We start from the raw sequence: 15,693 nt of genomic DNA, 5'->3' as shown, positions 1-15,693 counted from the left end.
CGATTCAACAAGCAACCCTGACAGCCGGGGTTGCCTGCGCTCTTTGGAGTTTCGTCCATGATTAAGCACTTAAACATCACCCCCGCCTTGTACAATTACATGCTCGATGTGTCATTACGCGAACACCCCGTCCTGAAAGCCCTTCGCGAAGACACCGCCGACATGGCCCTGGCCATCATGCAGGTCGCTCCCGAACAGGCGCAGTTTATGCAGCTGCTGCTTAAACTGATCAATGCCAAACGGGTCCTTGAGCTCGGCACATTCACTGGATACAGTGCCCTGGCCATGGCACTTGCCTTACCGGACGACGGGGAACTCATCACCTGCGACATCAACAAGGAATGGACGGCGAACGCGCCCTCATTCTGGCAGCAGGCGGGTCAGGATAAAAAAATTCAGCTGCGTCTGGCCCCGGCTGCCGACACCCTGCAACAATTACTCAACGAGGGGTATCGCCACCGGTTTGATTTTATTTTTATCGATGCCGATAAAACCAATTACCTTCATTATTACGAACAGGCATTGCAGCTTGTGAGCCCTAACGGTCTCATCGCCATAGACAATATTTTTTGGGATGGTAAAGTAATTGATTCGCAGGTAAATGACGGCCAGACCCGTGAAATCAGACGGCTGAATGACCTGCTAAAAGAGGATGAACGGGTGGATACCAGCCTGTTAGCGATTGCCGACGGCCTTTTTCTGGTCAGGCCACGCCAATAACCAACGGCTTTGAACAGCATTGAGATTAAGAAGGAATGACTATGAAAAAACACACGGAACAAAACCCCTGCGGACTGGATGGGTTTGCTTTTTTAGAATTTTCATCACCCGATAAAACCCTGCTTGAGCGGCAGTTCAAGGCCATGGGGTTCACAGCCAAAGCCACCCACAAAGAACAGGACATTACCCTGTATCAACAGGGCCAGATTCAGTTTATTGTCAATGCGACAGCCAACAGTCAACCCGAACGCCACGCCAAAACGCATGGTGCGGGAGCCTGTGCCATGGGGTTTAAAGTGCAGAATGCGGAGCAGGCTTATGCCTATGCCATCGCTCATGGCGCCACCCCGTTTGTTGATTGCGACCATGCCCATCATGGCTTACCCGCCATCGAAGCCATAGGCGGCAGCGTCATTTATTTTGTAGATGACAACACCGAACCGTTTGCCAGGCAGTGGCATCTGACCGGCTCAGCCTCCACACAACCCGGTTGTGGTTTGACGGCCATTGATCACCTCACCCACAATGTCTATCGCGGCAACATGGACAAGTGGGCGGCATTTTATGAAACGATTTTTAATTTTAAAGAAATTCGTTTCTTCAACATCAAAGGCCAGATGACCGGCCTCATTAGCCGCGCCTTGGGCAGCCCCTGCGGCAAGATTAAAATTCCTTTGAATGAATCCAAGGATGATCAGTCCCAGATTGAAGAGTTTCTCCACGATTACAAAGGCGAAGGGATACAGCACATTGCCCTGAACTCCAGTAACATTTACACCACGGTCAATACCCTTCGCAAAGCGGGTGTCAGTTTCCTCGATGTGCCCGATACCTATTACGAAATGATTGATCAACGGGTTCCCTGGCATCAGGAGCCGGTCGCCCAGTTGCGCCAGGAAAAAATTCTCATCGATGGCGACAAGGAACCTGCCGGTGGATTGCTGCTGCAGATATTTACCGAAAACGTCTTTGGTCCTGTGTTTTTTGAAATCATCCAGCGCAAGGGCAACGACGGTTTCGGCGAAGGCAACTTCCAGGCGTTGTTTGAAGCCATCGAGCGCGATCAAATCCGCCGCGGCACCTTACAGGAAGCACACTGATGAAATTAGCCAGCTTGAAATCCAGAGACAGTCGCGACGGCGAATTGTGCGTTGTCAATCAATCCATGACCAGTGCCATTCGTGTCGGCCATATTGCAAGGACACTCCAGCAGGCCCTTGACCATTGGGACACCAAGGCCCCCGAATTACTGGAAGTGTATGAGGCATTAAATGAAGGGAATCTGGCGCACAGTTTTACGTTTGATCCCGCCCATGCCGCTGCCCCCCTGCCACGCGCTTATCAGTGGGCGGATGGCAGCGCCTTCGTAAACCACGTGGAACTGGTGCGCCAGGCACGCGGAGCGCAGCTTCCCGAGGATTTCTGGACCGATCCGCTGATGTATCAGGGCGGGTCTGACAGTTTTCTGGGCCCGATGGATGCGATTGAAGTGGCGGATGAGAAATACGGCATTGATTTTGAGGCTGAACTGGCTGTCATTACAGATGATGTGCCCATGGGCGTCAGTGCCGATCAAGCAGGGCAACACATCAAATTGTTCATGCTGGTGAATGATGTCTCCCTGCGTAACCTGATCCCCTCTGAATTGGCCAAGGGGTTTGGTTTTTTCCATTCCAAGCCCTCAAGCGGTTTTTCGCCGGTGGCCATCACGCCAGATGAACTCAGCAGTCACTGGGATGGAAAGCGGGTGCACCTGCCGCTCAGGAGTTATTTAAACGATCAGTTATTTGGTCAACCCGATGCGGGAACCGACATGACGTTCTCTTTTCCGCAATTGATTGCTCATGCCGCAAAAACAAGACCCTTGGGCACAGGCACCATCATCGGCTCAGGCACGGTCTCCAATCGGGATCGCAGCAAAGGCTCATCTTGTATTGTTGAAAAACGTATGTTAGAGATTATTGCTGACGGAAAGGCAACCACCGATTTTATGCGTTTCGGGGATTCCATTCGCATTGAAATGCTGGATGGTAAAGGGCATTCTTTGTTTGGAGCAATTCATCAAACCGTTGTTCAATATAAAGGATAAACGTGAAACTATATGATTATTTTCGTTCAACGGCGAGCTATCGCGTGCGCATCGCCCTGAACATTAAAAACATCAGCTATGAAACACTGGCGGTTCATCTGGTGAACAATGGCGGCGAACAACACCGGCCAGAATATCTGGAAATGAATCCTCAGGGCCTGGTTCCGACTCTGAATGAAAATGGTCATATTATTACGCAATCGCTCGCCATCATTGAATACCTGGATGAGATGACACCCACGCCGCCCCTGCTGCCGCAGACGCCTTTAGGCCGCGCGCATGTTCGCAGCCTGGCCCTGACCATCGCCTGTGATACCCATCCCTTAAATAACCTGAGGGTGCTTAACCGCTTAAGGTATCAATTCGATGCCGATGAGTCACAGATTCGCGAGTGGTATTTTCATTGGCTCAAACTTGGTTTCGATGCCGTTGAAAGCCGCTTGCAACAAATGCCGCATAAAAATCAGGTTTGTTATGGCCATGAGGTGACGCTGGCGGATATCTGTTTGATCCCCCAGGTTTACAATGCCCATCGTTTTGGTTTTCCTATGGTCAACTACCCCTTAATCAACGCCATTAATGAGCATTGCCTGTCGTTAAGTCCCTTCAAAAATGCAGCCCCTGAGGACGCTTAAACGTACAGATAAAAGCCATAGGCCAACAAAACGATGCCAAGCACCAGGGCAATCCCTGCCGTAATATAATAACCAGGGCCCGCATAAAAAGATCGGCTGAAAGCCATCATTTTTTCTGGAAAAGCCAGCCACAAGACCGATTTAATTAAAATCAGCCAGGCGATGATGGTAATAATGACCTCTTCATCCCAAACCCAGAGGTTATGCACCAGCACCAGAATAATACCAATGATGAGCGAGAACGTCGCACCAATTAGAATGGCATGCGAACCCTCGTGAAGATTGGTCATCAGGTTTCGATAATAACCAGCCCGCGTCAACATGACGATGGCGACAATCAGTAAATAAAAACCCAGCACTTGACTAATCAATAACGAATGGAGTGATTCAGGCATGGTCAGCTCCCTGCAGTTTCCGTACTTACAGTTTAGTACATCGTCAGCATTCCCTCTTCCTTTCGTTGACGAACCTGTTAAACCGGCATTAAAACCATGCCTTTTTCACTGACACTGTCGTTACTCGTCCCGCAGTATCCCGCTTTAGGATAGTCCACTCCGTCTTGCAGCGCTGCAGATGCCCCATCAGGATCGTCTGGTCACTGCAATAGTAACGCACAGGGAGGTTCTCAATAGTTTCACTTTGACGTGCGGCTTCACATTGCTCGCCGCTTAAGAGCTCTACAGCCCAGGGGTAGGCTCTCGACATATCCAGTTCGGTATGCTGGCTGTTATCGGCGGCTGTATTCAATTTTAAAAGCACACTGCGGCCAACCCAGGGGGATTGCGGACAAAGGGCTTCGGTGTTGTCGCTGAATTTTTTAATGAAGCAGGGATCAAACACCTGCCCCTCTGCGAGACAACGCCAGGCATCCTCCCGCGCGATGCGCTGCGATTGCTGCCAGCATTCCCCGGAAAGACGCTTATCAATAATCAGGGGAATTTGCTGTTCTGCTCCTCCAAACGGCCTGTATAACTTCAATTCGGTATCCTGTGCCATGACACCAAAGGAGTAAAGAATGGCTAAAATGATCATTAGAACACGCGGCATGGATTACCTCACTTATTTCATTTAGTGTATTATCCTACTTAATCGTGGCTTGAACCACAATCGACACGTATTATGCCTGAGTGGTGCACAATGCAATCTTCTATTGGAGTGGATATGACAGAAGTTTATACAATTAAACAGTGTTTGGACGGCGAGGTTGCGGTTGACGCCCGCGTCACCGTGAGAGGCTGGGTAAAAACCCGCCGTGACTCGAAGGCCGGCCTTTCTTTCGTGGCCTTGCATGACGGTTCCTGTTTTGCACCCATTCAGCTGGTTATCAGCGAACAACTGCCCAATTACCAGGATGACGTGCTTAAACTCACCGCAGGCTGTGCCATTTCGGCAACCGGTCAATTGATTGCCTCGCAGGGGAAAGGGCAACAGTTTGAAATTCAGACTGAAAGCCTGGAAGTCGTCGGTTGGGTCGAAAACCCGGACACTTACCCTATTCAGGCCAAACGTCACACGCTGGAATTTTTACGAGAAGTCGCTCATTTGCGCCCTCGCACCAACACCATCAGCGCCGTAACTCGCTTACGTCATTGCCTGGCTCAGGCAGTTCACCGCTTTTTCCATGAACAGGGGTATTTCTGGATTCACACACCGATTATCACCGCCAGCGATTGCGAAGGCGCAGGCGAAATGTTCAGGGTTAGCACGCTTGATCTGCTCAATCTGCCAAAAACGGCACAGGGGGGCGTTGATTTTTCCAGGGATTTCTTTGGTCGAGAAACCTTCCTGACAGTCTCTGGGCAGTTGAACGTTGAAGCGTATTGCCTGGCCATGTCCAAAGTGTATACCTTTGGTCCCACCTTCCGTGCTGAAAACTCCAATACCAGCCGCCATCTCGCCGAATTCTGGATGATTGAGCCTGAAGTGGCTTTTGCTACCTTAAACGACATTGCCGCATTGAGTCAGAGCATGCTGCGCTACCTGTGTAAGACCGTCCTGGATGAGCGCGCTGACGACATGGCGTTTTTCAACCAGTTTGTATCGCCGGGCTGCATTGAGCGGCTTGAACACATTGTCGCGTCTGACTTTGAGATAATGAGTTATACCGATGCCATTAATGCTTTAAGTAAAGCGGATAAGGCATTTGATTTTCCCGTGAGCTGGGGGCTTGATCTGCAGTCCGAACATGAGCGTTACCTGGCAGAAGAATTGTGCAAAAAACCGGTTATCCTCACCGATTACCCCAAAGACATCAAGGGCTTTTACATGCGTCTCAATGACGATGGCCGTACAGTGGCAGCGATGGATGTGCTCGCACCCGGTATTGGTGAAATCATCGGCGGCAGTCAGCGCGAAGAACGCCTGCACATACTTGATCAGCGCATGGCGGAGTGTAAACTGGATAAAGACAATTACCAGTGGTACCGCGATCTGCGCCGTTATGGCAGCGTGCCCCATGCCGGCTATGGCTTAGGCTTTGAGCGTCTGATTAGCTATGTCACTGGCATTGGCAACGTACGGGACGTGATCCCATTCCCACGTACCCCGGGCCATGCCGATTATTAACAGCCGGCTGAACCTGGCGCAGGCAACGGCGCCAGGTCTGCATCGCTCAGATTTTCAAACTGCCTGTCATTGAATTTAACCCGGCTGATTTCCGGATGAAAAAAGGACGGGCCCCTTTGCCCAATAATTTCGCCAAAATCAACGACTTGCTTACGCACCTGATGCAAGTGTTTAATTCGGTTCACGGCTGGAAAATCCTCATGGTTGAGTGATTTGGGCATGTTGTCACCTTTACACATTCATTTCTCCATTTATGAAAATAAACGACCATCCTGAATGGCATAGCGTTTATCCATTCGCTCAGCCAACTGCTTATCATGCGTGACGATAACCAGGGCGGTATTAAACTGCTCATTGAGCTTAAGCATCAGCTCAAAAATTTTCACGGCCGTGGCATGATCCAGATTGCCCGTGGGTTCATCCGCGAGCACGCACTGGGGCTGGTGCACCAAAGCACGGGCAATGGCCACACGCTGCCGTTCGCCGCCAGACAGCTGCGCAGGCTTATGCGTCACCCGGTGAGCCAGCCCCACCTTGTCAAGCATTAATAACGCCTGCTCACGGGCGTCCGTTATCGATTGATCGCCCAGTAAAAGGGGCATGGCCACGTTTTCAAGGGCGGAAAATTCAGGCAGTAAATGATGAAACTGGTAGACAAAGCCCAATTTCTGATTGCGAAGCTGGCAACGCTTTTTTTCAGTCAGGGACTGCCAATCGACTCCCTGCATGCGTACCTGTCCTTCACTGGGTTTATCGAGACCACCGAGAAGGTGCAACAGGGTGCTCTTCCCCGATCCCGATGGCCCCACAACGGCAATTCGATCACCGGCTTGCACTGCAAAATCAATGCCGTTAAGCACAGGAACAACGGACGTCCCGTCATGGTAGGATTTGCTGAGGCGCTCACAGGAAAAAATGGTTTCACTCATAATGCAAAGCCTCCGCAATAACGGTTCTGGACGCACGCCAGGCCGGGTAAATGGTGGCGATAAAGCTCATTAATAACGCCAAACCGCAAATCTGCACCAGATCGACCCACATGATTTTTGAAGGAAGGTAATCGACAAAATAAATACTGGACGACAAGACCTGAACATGGAAAAGTGATTGCAGGTGATTCACAATGGCTGTGGCATTACTGGCTAAAATAATACCCCCGATAAGTCCCAGCAAGGTGCCGACAACCCCGACCATCAAGCCCTGGACGATAAAAATTTTAAGGATCATCGATGGCGTAGCGCCAATGGTTCGTAAGATGGCGATTTCTGCCTGCTTGTCATTGACCACCATGACCAGGGACGAGACCAGATTAAACGCAGCCACGGCGATGATGAGCAGCAGGATGAGAAACATCATGGTTTTTTCCATCTTGACGGCCTGGAAAAAGGGGCCAAATTGCTCAGTCCAATTGCCTACTTCATAGCCATCACCCAGCCTCTTGCTGATTTCATGAGATAATTCCGGTGCCTTATAAATTTCCTTGATTTTCATTTTCACGCCGCTGACCTGGTCGCCCAATTGCAGCAATTTCTGGGCATCGCCAAGGTTAATGAAGGCGAGCTTGGTATCGAAATTAAATCCAGTTCCGGCCGAAAAAACCCCGACTACCGTAAAGCGTTTAAAACGGGGAATCATTCCCGCGGGCGTCACCGTCGCCTGAGGAATCATGATGGTTACCTTATCGCCAATCATCAAGCCCAGACTGTCCGCAAGCCCCCGCCCAAGGATTAAACCAAAATGCTTTAAATCAGCGAGCTCCCCTGCCAGCATTTTTTCCTTAAGGTGGGTCACTGCCTGTTCTTTTTCAGGCAATACCCCGGTTAATACAATGGGAAGAACCTGGCCGTCATGCGTCAACAGGCCCTGAGCACCAACGTAAGGGGCCACCGCTTTTACATCCGGGAAAGTCATCAGTTTTTTATCGAGGGCCTGCCAGTTACTGATTTTGCCATCGAGCCCGCTGACGGTAATCTCAGGGGCCATACCAAAAAAACGTTTATGGATTTCTTCATCAAACCCATTCATCACCGATAAAACCGTGATTAAAACCATCACCCCCAGGGCAATTCCAAGCATGGAGCTTAACGAAATAAACGACACAAAATGATTTCTCTTTTTTGCCCGGGTATATCGCAACCCGATATAAAATGCCAATGGTTTGAACATGGATGGTTTTTTTTTGATAAAAATCTATTGTAGTGAAAAAGCGCCGCAAGATATAGCTCGCATTGCACAAATCCTGCGTTTATTCATCCCGGCCTGCTGCCCTGTTAACATTTCCTTAAGAAAAATAGGGTTAAATGAATCCGCATCCAACGAACAGGAAGAAACAACATGAAAAAAAGTGCAGAAAATTTTTTAGCCAAAATAGAAAAAATTCTACCTCAAAAATCCGACCCCTTTCTGATTAACAAGATTTTAACCGAGTTAAAACTGGATGATCTGGATACGAAAGACATAGAATTCGCCGAATTTATCGTCAAAGTGCTCTCAGAGAAAAGCGACTTAACCAAGCTTACTCAGTACCTTAAAAATGCCCTCATCAATAATGAGCCTCTTTGTCAACTCCTGGCCTTTATTGAAGAGAAGGGGTTGATTACAGATGCCGACCTGGATTCGATAGCATCCAAACTCGAATTGCAACTGAACCTGCTGTTTCTTTTCGAAGCCATGTTAGTCACCATGGCCAACAGCAAACGCTTTGCCAAAGATGTCTATGCTCATTTAGTTAAATTGAGCGGCAATCGATTTCCCGGAAACCCCCTCGCTGACTTTATTTTTGGCGTACCCTATAACGCGACCATGTTTGAGCGATTGAAAATGGTTTCCATTAAACCGGTGATGCTGACCGTCCTCTTTCACCGCTCCATGGGTGAGGAGAAAGAAACCCAGGAAGCCCTGGATCAGTTTATCAGGGAGAACGGCCTGTCCGGTACCAATTCCTGGATCGAAACAGCAGAACCGAAGGCGTTATCAGGAAAAACAGTCCCGGTGATGGGATTAAATATCCTTGAGGCGGCCTGGGAAGACGCAACCGGCCATGCCAAAGACAATGGCGGAATTGACAATGCAGAATCCGGGATTGGTCTCATCCAAATCATGGAACAGCAACAGTACATGAATCAATGCGATTACTTCAGCACGCTATTGCCGGAAGGCACCCATCGAAAAGACGACGGCCGTTATGAATTAATCCCCGACTTAAAAATCGATAACTCAAAAAAGCTGGTATCCCAGTTCCATGTTCATCCGCAATGGCGGGATCTATACACCAGTTGGAATCTTTTTTTTGTGGCTGCCAATATTGATACCGTGGTCATGCCTTTGAAGTTACTGCTCCCCACCGTCATGTCGGCCCACCCCTCCAACTACAAGGAAACGCGGGTTTTATCGTTGTTTTTAATCGGCAATCTGTTTCTTCATGCCAGTAAGAACAACCCCTTTTTCAAAAATTTTACTTTAAAGCATGCCGACCTTATTTTCAAAGAATGGGGCAGAATTAACAAGGAATACGCCAACCAGCAGCTGCATGCGCTGTGTCCCGAAGTACCCGCGTCCACCAAACCCTCGTTGCAGGAGGTTCTCGGTTACCATACCCACCTTAATTTTTTAAAACACCTGTACAATTTTATCCGGGATTCCAGTCATTATCGTTTTACGCCCTCATCCAAAGGTAAACAGCCCGGGCCTCAATTTTTTACGCCAGTAAAAACCTTAGACACCATGGAAGTGGCGTCTGAGAGCAAAGCAGAATGCATGGGGCCTTAATCCGCATGGCCTGATGCGCTCAGGCCATGCAGCACTACATTTTGGGGGATTTAAAAACATCCTGCTTGCACGGTTGCTCAACCTTGGCCTGAGCAGACGCCCAAAGAGTCAATGCGTTTTCCGGCTTGCCGGCGAGCACCGCGGCATGCCTGGCCCGCTCACGCAATGCTGGATAATCATGCAATTCATCGCATTTTTCCAGCATGGCATCAATCGTTTCCAGGGAAAAGGGATTACTGTTCTTAAGGCCACAACCATAATAGGCATTATGAATGGCCTCGGTTGATTGCTTTTCAGCCTGCCTTGCCAGGAAAAGCGACTTCCATAATGAAAAGAGACTGCCTTCGTATTGCGTTTTCCATTCATTGGGGGACGCTTCCCTGTTGATTTGGGTCAGGGCGTGCAGCAAATGAAAATAACCATTGGCCAACAACAGATAACCGGGGGTCCCATGCCGCTTCGCCAGACTTTCCCGGCTGTAGAGTATGGCGGCAAATGTCTGTATAAAATTCAGGTCTGGCTTATCGGCGGCGATAACAATTTCATGAACCCAGCTTTGAGCGGCATGAATGGAGTGACAATTTAACGCCTGACTCAAATACTCCTGATAACGCTGCAGATTTCCTTGCGCTTTCTCACGTTGAGCCAGCAGATAAAGCGTATGCCCCACCGTCAAATCGGCATCACAGACCCCATGCTGAGCTTTAAAGGCATATTTACTGATTGTCTGGCGTCGCTCTTTCCAAAACTCATCAAACGCATTCGATTTCAGAATGTCATAAAGATCAGGCGATTTCATGCAAAACTCTGCCAGTTTGCTGGCGCTCCACGACGATAGCAGGGCAATTACTGCCTCAAACGCTTTCTCGTGCAGCAAATCATCAATGGAAGGGGAATTGTCATCCGTCATGAATACCTCAATGCTTAAAGCCCGCAAATATACTCTAATTTAACTACAAATTAACATTCTTTGCACATATTTTTCCCATGAAGGGCAATTAAATAGCAAATAATAACCCATATTTACAATAATCCTTCTTTATTCTACCTGAGAACAGTATGCCCCTGTCAGAGCAAAGCAAAATTGCCATCCTGAAACGTTTTCTCACGGAAAACAGTGCCCCCCCCACTGGATAAGGCACTTTCGGACGAGGCGATTAAAACGATGCCCCTGTTTGGTAAGCTGGGCAACAGTCTTGACCAATTGGCTGATTTTGACCCTGTGATTCATTTTGCAACCTTAGATCAGGACATCAATCAATGGCAATTGTTAACCCATGTGCTTAAAAGCGGTTTGGAACTTCGCGCCGGCAGCCCGCCCACGATTGAAAAAGTGGATTACCCTGCCATGCGATCCGCCACCGATCGCCAGGCAATCAGTCAGCTACCGCAACCTGACTATTACCAGCGTGTGACGAAATCCAATCCCGGGGCTCAGCAAATGCTGGATCCCCTGATTGACAACGCGCGTAATGTACTGGACAAGCTACTGAAAACATACCCTGAATTTGAAAAATTTGACTCAAAAAACACCGCAACCGTCCAAAAAAGTATTGAAATTATTAAGAATAATATAAGGGTGGCTGAATCATTAAACGACAAGGACAATCTTGAAAAGTTCCGTACGCAATTGATCCTGTTGGAAGATTTGTACAAAATTAATCAATTGAAAATCATTCAAATTCCTAATGAAAACGGCCCTGCTTTAAACTATTGCGAGTTGGCTGAATCAGCCGGCGGAGTCACTGAAAAAGTATCGCTGGTTAGTCTGTCGAAAGTCACAAGCCAGTTAACCAGCCTCGCAACAAAGGCTCCGACTGCCGTGCAGGATTACCTGGACCATCGTAACGATTACAAGCTCAGCACGCAAGCCATTTTAAAATTGCCCAAGCACGGTAAAATTGAAGAAGTCCAGCGCGAAGCCCTGGCACTCAATTTTTCCCGCCTGTGCGGACTGGATACCACACAATCCTCCATGGTGATGTACAATGGAAAACCGGCGCTGTTTGTCCCCTTCGATGACATTCGCCTGCTGAAAGATTTCGCCCACGGTAAAGTGTTCAAAGCGGGATTGACCGGCTCCCAGACCTATGAACATTATGCCACGATTGATCCCGTGGGTTCAGGTTTACAATCCAATGTATTCATTCACGATTTTGGTAAAGGCATTGGCGTATTCTACCTTTGCAGTGATCCGGATTTTGTCGGCGGTTACAAACAAAACAAAGCCTTGCGCAACAGTAGAAGCCTGTTCATGTTTGATATGGTGGTCATGCCGGGCGATAAACTGAAACTGGATAGCCGTTTAAGCCTTCAGCCCAATGAATTTTTAGTCAAACATACCCGTCATGGCCAGGGTCGCAACCGAACCTTGATTGAAGACTCGGCATTCCATGAAAAATTCAATAGCCTGCTGACGGTGATGAGGAATGAGAATCGCATGCTGGCTTATCTTGATTTAACCATCAGCCGTCACGCCGCCCACATTGAGAAGCTGAAAAAATCGCTGGACAATGCCACTTCCAGTGAGGCAAAAGAAATAAAAAGTGAAATCAAGCAGGTGGCCGCGCTTCAAAAAGATGCCGAGCTTATCAGACAAAGCGTCAAAAGCCGGATAGACAAAATCCCGGAAACCTTCCCGGGCGCCGAAAAAATCAGTTATAACGGCATGGCCAAGGGCCTTATCCTCGAAAAATTGCTCAATAATCCAGTCTTATTTAATGACGAAGGACGACCCTATCGCAATCCCTGGACTTACCGCAATGAAATCCAGCTTACTTACATGAAATTTCTTCCCGGGCAGAGTCAAAATGACGGCAAGGTGCTTTTGGCTTTTTCCTCCATCATTCCACCGCAAATGGTTAGTTTTATCAAACGGCACGGGGCGCCTTCTTTAACCATTATCCCTCACCGCAATGAGTTTGAACTCACGCACATGACCATCTCGGTGAAAGAGCTGGCGGCGCTTCAGGAAACCATGCTTTACCCGGAAACGCATCTCGAGGGGCTTTTAAATACAGACTACCTTCATCTGGGTAACTTGCAGGCCATTGGCAATGCCTATGGCGAGGGGCATCGCACACGCATCATTTCCCTGATGCAAGAGTATAAACAATTCATGGCTCAAACCGGAGAAAAGGAGCCCAGTGTCCAAAGTAAACTAAAGGCCATTAATACCGTCGATGCTGAACTGCTTGAATTCATCAATACAGCCAAAGACAAAGGGTTTGCCATGCATGTGCGCAAGAAATTTCAATTTGATATCCAGCAGCAATTGCGCCGCATAATTCCCGCTCAGGAATTACCCGACAATCTGGATGAGGCCTTCAGTGCTGCATTAAAATTGGATCAGATAAACACCTTCAATCGCGTCATGGAGACAGCCATTGAAACTAAAAAATGGAATTCACCGGAATTTAAAAAGTTCCTTCAGGACTGCATTACCGAGTATCAACGGGCAACCGATCATCATTCGGCCATTGATGCCAGCGCCAAGGTCGCAAAAGCGGGCGCAGAGACGATGAACGCTTTCAGAATGCCCTTGAAAGCGGTCTTAGGCCCTGTAGCCAAAGGCAATCAATCAAAAGATGAACGCCTCGATGACATTGATCCCCTCACCATTCAACAGCAACAACTGAAGCAACAGCAAGAAAAATTAGAAAAATCCGTGTCTATGGCTAATACTAATAGAGAGGAGGAAGTAGAGAAACAGGAAATATCACCGACTACCATCAGCGTAGAGGTGAAATAACTGTAACAGCACTTTCAAAAGGGACTTGAGGAGTGATTATGCCTGTACATGAACGACGACAGCACTTTCGCATTGATGATCAGATTTATTTTGATTACAAAATCCTGCAGCCAGGCGGTTTTTTTTCAGATAAATCAATCACCGATGAGCTATTGGGGCAGAATGGCCAGCGTTACGTGGAAACGACCCAATATTTTCAAAGCCTTGACTACGAGTTGTCCGAGCTCACTCAGGAAATCGCTTTGAAAGACCCAACCATGGCCCATTACCTGAATCTTATCAACGCCAAAATAGACCATTTGGCACACCACCTGTTAATTGGTGAAAAAATACACTTGCGCAAGGTCAACATCAGCTTGGGCGGTATGGCGTTTAAAGCGAAAGATCGAATCAAGGAAAAAACCCGTTTAAAAATAGTGATTTATACCAAACCGAAAATGGTACCCATCATCCTGGATGCCACCGTGGTTTACAGCCAGTTTTTAGGTGAGAGCATGTACAGAACCGCCGTGCAATTTGAAACATTAACGAATGAGCAGGAGCAGTTGCTGTCTCAGCACATCATGCTGGCCCAGGTGCGATGCCGTGCGGATTAAAATTAAAGCATTGCATTGCTGAGTCTGTCACAATCCAGCATAATTTGGGCTCCTTTTGTTGTTATTTGCAGGTATACGATGCCCAGACACGTTTTTTGTTCAAAATTAAATCAAGAGGCCGAAGGCCTGGATGCGCCTCCTTTCCCCGGCGAGCTCGGCGAAAAAATCTACCATCATGTGTCAAAACAAGCCTGGAGCATGTGGCTTTCTCATCAAACCATGCTCATTAATGAATACCGTTTAAGCCTGATTGACCCCAAGGCGCGCGAATTCCTCACCAAAGAAATGTCGAATTATTTTTTTGGCGACGGCTCTGCCAAACCGGCCGGATTTGTTCCTGAAGAGTAGGTGATGTATGTTTCATGAGTTGCGGAATGTTCACAGTGAAGTATTTTCTGCCATTGCACATCGACAACCCGTCGTCGTCCTCGAATCCACCATCATTTCGCATGGCATGCCCTACCCCGATAATCTCGCTACCGCCCATCTGGTGGAGCAGCTCGTTCGTGAAGAGGGCGCCATTCCGGCGACTATCGCCCTGCATCAGGGAAAAATTCACATTGGCATCGATGAGGAAATCATGGACAGGCTGGCTCAGGCTAACGGTGTCTTGAAAGCATCACGCCGTGATTTAGCCTATGTGCTAAGCCAAAAACTCACCGCCAGTACGACTGTCGCTGCGACCATGTACTGCGCTTATTTAGCCGGCCTTCCCCTTTTCGCCACCGGCGGTATAGGCGGGGTTCATCAGGAAGTACAGAACAGTTTTGACATTTCTGCCGACATCATCGAATTGTCATCCACGCCGATGACCGTCGTCTGCTCAGGCGCTAAATCCATTCTTGATTTGCCGAAAACCCTGGAAATGCTGGAAACGCACGGCGTGGCCGTGGTCGGCTACCAGACCAACGAATTTCCTGCCTTCTACAGCCACTCCAGCGGCATTCCCCTGGTTCACCGCTTAGACAATCCGGAAGACATTGCCGACATGATGCATTACCAGCGCCGCTTAAATATCCGTAACGGCATTGTTGTCGCCAACCCCATTCCCAAACACGCTGAAATTCCTGATTCGGATATTACACCCATCATTGAGCAGGCGCATCGCGAAGCACAACACATTCAAGGAAAAGCAATTACCCCTTATCTGCTGCAGCGCATCAGTGATTTGACCGCCGGCCGAAGCCTGAATGCCAACATCGAATTGATAAAAAACAATGCAATTTTAGGCGCACAAATCGCCATTGCCTATCAAAATCAATTTTTAACGAAAAAATCATAATTCAGTACTTGACTCTGAATCGTTCTCGGAGTTTAATAGCAACCTCTTGGGGCCAGATAGCTCAGTCGGTAGAGCAGAGGATTGAAAATCCTCGTGTCGGTGGTTCGATTCCGCCTCTGGCCACCATGTCAATCAACGACTTACGTGGTGGTTACCCAATTCAATAATATCTTGTAGACAATGTAGATTTTTCTCCAGTTATTAGAGAACAATAATGGGTCTTTCCCAATTACCTCACTTATGGACAGATAGAAAATAGTCTAATTAATCAAACAAAAATCTATTTT

17 protein-coding genes and 1 tRNA gene are annotated in these 15,693 nt (G+C 48.2%); 12 read left to right on the top strand and 6 right to left on the bottom strand.

The window, feature by feature from the left end; all coding sequences use genetic code 11:
• Positions 1-60 precede the first annotated feature (60 nt).
• Genes GH742_RS05395 through maiA form a run of 4 tightly spaced genes read left to right on the top strand, consistent with a single transcriptional unit; the run spans position 61 to position 3,444 of the window.
• Positions 61-720 (top strand): class I SAM-dependent methyltransferase, encoded by a 660-nt coding sequence (locus GH742_RS05395; RefSeq protein WP_203456858.1) that lies wholly within the window; start codon positions 61-63, stop codon positions 718-720.
• A gap of 41 nt (positions 721-761) precedes the next feature.
• Entirely contained in the window at positions 762-1,820 is a 1,059-nt protein-coding gene (gene hppD / locus GH742_RS05390) for a 4-hydroxyphenylpyruvate dioxygenase (RefSeq protein WP_203456430.1), read from the top strand.
• Positions 1,820-2,809: a fumarylacetoacetate hydrolase family protein gene (locus GH742_RS05385; RefSeq protein ID WP_203456429.1), complete on the top strand. Its 990-nt coding sequence runs from the start codon at positions 1,820-1,822 to the stop codon at positions 2,807-2,809. Before hppD ends, GH742_RS05385 begins: the two co-directional genes overlap by 1 nt.
• A 2-nt stretch (positions 2,810-2,811) precedes the next feature.
• On the top strand, positions 2,812-3,444 hold the full coding sequence (maiA, locus tag GH742_RS05380; RefSeq protein WP_203456428.1) for a maleylacetoacetate isomerase: 633 nt from the start codon (positions 2,812-2,814) through the stop codon (positions 3,442-3,444).
• Here the strand turns inward: maiA and GH742_RS05375 are convergent.
• Positions 3,441-3,839 carry a hypothetical protein gene (locus tag GH742_RS05375; protein WP_203456427.1) on the bottom strand — a complete coding sequence of 133 codons (399 nt, stop codon included), beginning with the start codon at positions 3,837-3,839 and terminating at the stop codon, positions 3,441-3,443. The genes maiA and GH742_RS05375 overlap by 4 nt on opposite strands.
• Before the next feature lie 88 nt (positions 3,840-3,927).
• Positions 3,928-4,491 (bottom strand): hypothetical protein, encoded by a 564-nt coding sequence (locus GH742_RS05370; protein ID WP_203456426.1) that lies wholly within the window; start codon positions 4,489-4,491, stop codon positions 3,928-3,930.
• 114 nt (positions 4,492-4,605) lie between these two features.
• Between GH742_RS05370 and asnS the strand changes: the two genes are divergently transcribed.
• Entirely contained in the window at positions 4,606-6,009 is a 1,404-nt protein-coding gene (gene asnS, locus GH742_RS05365; RefSeq protein WP_203456425.1) for an asparagine--tRNA ligase, read from the top strand.
• On the opposite strand, the gene GH742_RS05360 is transcribed toward asnS, so the two are convergent.
• Genes GH742_RS05360 through GH742_RS05350 form a run of 3 tightly spaced genes read right to left on the bottom strand, consistent with a single transcriptional unit; the run spans position 6,006 to position 8,175 of the window.
• On the bottom strand, positions 6,006-6,230 hold the full coding sequence (locus GH742_RS05360) for a hypothetical protein (RefSeq protein ID WP_203456424.1): 225 nt from the start codon (positions 6,228-6,230) through the stop codon (positions 6,006-6,008). The two genes, asnS and GH742_RS05360, sit on opposite strands and share 4 nt — an antisense overlap.
• A 30-nt stretch (positions 6,231-6,260) precedes the next feature.
• Positions 6,261-6,938, bottom strand: a complete 678-nt coding sequence (gene lolD / locus GH742_RS05355) for a lipoprotein-releasing ABC transporter ATP-binding protein LolD (RefSeq protein WP_203456423.1) — start codon at positions 6,936-6,938, stop codon at positions 6,261-6,263.
• Positions 6,931-8,175, bottom strand: coding sequence for a lipoprotein-releasing ABC transporter permease subunit (locus GH742_RS05350; protein ID WP_203456422.1), 1,245 nt, complete (start codon positions 8,173-8,175; stop codon positions 6,931-6,933). The genes lolD and GH742_RS05350 overlap by 8 nt, the downstream gene beginning before the upstream one ends.
• Here GH742_RS05350 and GH742_RS05345 point away from each other — a divergent pair.
• Together GH742_RS05345 and GH742_RS05340 are read left to right on the top strand one after the other, a co-directional pair.
• Complete coding sequence (locus tag GH742_RS05345; RefSeq protein ID WP_203456421.1) at positions 8,174-8,347, top strand: hypothetical protein; 174 nt, start codon at positions 8,174-8,176, stop codon at positions 8,345-8,347. The two genes, GH742_RS05350 and GH742_RS05345, sit on opposite strands and share 2 nt — an antisense overlap.
• Complete coding sequence (locus GH742_RS05340; protein ID WP_203456420.1) at positions 8,344-9,777, top strand: symporter; 1,434 nt, start codon at positions 8,344-8,346, stop codon at positions 9,775-9,777. Before GH742_RS05345 ends, GH742_RS05340 begins: the two co-directional genes overlap by 4 nt.
• 34 nt (positions 9,778-9,811) lie before the next feature.
• Here the strand turns inward: GH742_RS05340 and GH742_RS05335 are convergent, their stop codons facing one another.
• Positions 9,812-10,687, bottom strand: coding sequence for a DUF5630 domain-containing protein (locus GH742_RS05335; protein ID WP_203456419.1), 876 nt, complete (start codon positions 10,685-10,687; stop codon positions 9,812-9,814).
• Between the two features lie 207 nt (positions 10,688-10,894).
• On the opposite strand from GH742_RS05335, the gene GH742_RS05330 reads away from it, so the two are divergent.
• From GH742_RS05330 to GH742_RS05310, 5 genes are all read left to right on the top strand, one after another.
• Positions 10,895-13,528 carry a hypothetical protein gene (locus GH742_RS05330; protein ID WP_203456418.1) on the top strand — a complete coding sequence of 878 codons (2,634 nt, stop codon included), beginning with the start codon at positions 10,895-10,897 and terminating at the stop codon, positions 13,526-13,528.
• 38 nt (positions 13,529-13,566) lie between these two features.
• Positions 13,567-14,124, top strand: coding sequence for a PilZ domain-containing protein (locus tag GH742_RS05325; protein ID WP_058525448.1), 558 nt, complete (start codon positions 13,567-13,569; stop codon positions 14,122-14,124).
• A 78-nt stretch (positions 14,125-14,202) separates the two neighbouring features.
• Positions 14,203-14,472 carry an oxidative damage protection protein gene (locus GH742_RS05320; protein ID WP_203456417.1) on the top strand — a complete coding sequence of 90 codons (270 nt, stop codon included), beginning with the start codon at positions 14,203-14,205 and terminating at the stop codon, positions 14,470-14,472.
• A gap of 7 nt (positions 14,473-14,479) precedes the next feature.
• Positions 14,480-15,406 (top strand): pseudouridine-5'-phosphate glycosidase, encoded by a 927-nt coding sequence (locus tag GH742_RS05315; RefSeq protein ID WP_203456416.1) that lies wholly within the window; start codon positions 14,480-14,482, stop codon positions 15,404-15,406.
• Between the two features lie 50 nt (positions 15,407-15,456).
• A tRNA-Phe gene (locus tag GH742_RS05310) sits at positions 15,457-15,532 on the top strand.
• Positions 15,533-15,693: the final 161 nt, after the last annotated feature.

This window comes from Legionella sp. MW5194 (assembly GCF_016864235.1).
Classification (GTDB): Bacteria; Pseudomonadota; Gammaproteobacteria; order Legionellales; family Legionellaceae; genus Legionella_C.
Note: the sequence above shows the minus strand (reverse complement) of the source record. Positions and strands in the feature narration are given on the sequence as shown.

Bases quoted from the DNA above. Each gene is read 5' to 3' on its own strand.
- GH742_RS05370 (WP_203456426.1), bottom strand. From the start codon at position 4,491: ATGCCGCGTGTTCTAATGATCATTTTAGCCATTCTTTACTCCTTTGGT.
- GH742_RS05345 (WP_203456421.1), top strand. From the start codon at position 8,174: ATGGATGGTTTTTTTTTGATAAAAATCTATTGTAGTGAAAAAGCGCCG.
- GH742_RS05335 (WP_203456419.1), bottom strand. From the start codon at position 10,687: ATGACGGATGACAATTCCCCTTCCATTGATGATTTGCTGCACGAGAAA.
- GH742_RS05315 (WP_203456416.1), top strand. From the start codon at position 14,480: ATGTTTCATGAGTTGCGGAATGTTCACAGTGAAGTATTTTCTGCCATT.
- GH742_RS05350 (WP_203456422.1), bottom strand. From the start codon at position 8,175: ATGTTCAAACCATTGGCATTTTATATCGGGTTGCGATATACCCGGGCA.
- hppD (WP_203456430.1), top strand. From the start codon at position 762: ATGAAAAAACACACGGAACAAAACCCCTGCGGACTGGATGGGTTTGCT.
- lolD (WP_203456423.1), bottom strand. From the start codon at position 6,938: ATGAGTGAAACCATTTTTTCCTGTGAGCGCCTCAGCAAATCCTACCAT.
- GH742_RS05340 (WP_203456420.1), top strand. From the start codon at position 8,344: ATGAAAAAAAGTGCAGAAAATTTTTTAGCCAAAATAGAAAAAATTCTA.
- GH742_RS05385 (WP_203456429.1), top strand. From the start codon at position 1,820: ATGAAATTAGCCAGCTTGAAATCCAGAGACAGTCGCGACGGCGAATTG.
- GH742_RS05375 (WP_203456427.1), bottom strand. From the start codon at position 3,839: ATGCCTGAATCACTCCATTCGTTATTGATTAGTCAAGTGCTGGGTTTT.
- GH742_RS05325 (WP_058525448.1), top strand. From the start codon at position 13,567: ATGCCTGTACATGAACGACGACAGCACTTTCGCATTGATGATCAGATT.
- asnS (WP_203456425.1), top strand. From the start codon at position 4,606: ATGACAGAAGTTTATACAATTAAACAGTGTTTGGACGGCGAGGTTGCG.
- GH742_RS05360 (WP_203456424.1), bottom strand. From the start codon at position 6,230: ATGCCCAAATCACTCAACCATGAGGATTTTCCAGCCGTGAACCGAATT.
- GH742_RS05320 (WP_203456417.1), top strand. From the start codon at position 14,203: ATGCCCAGACACGTTTTTTGTTCAAAATTAAATCAAGAGGCCGAAGGC.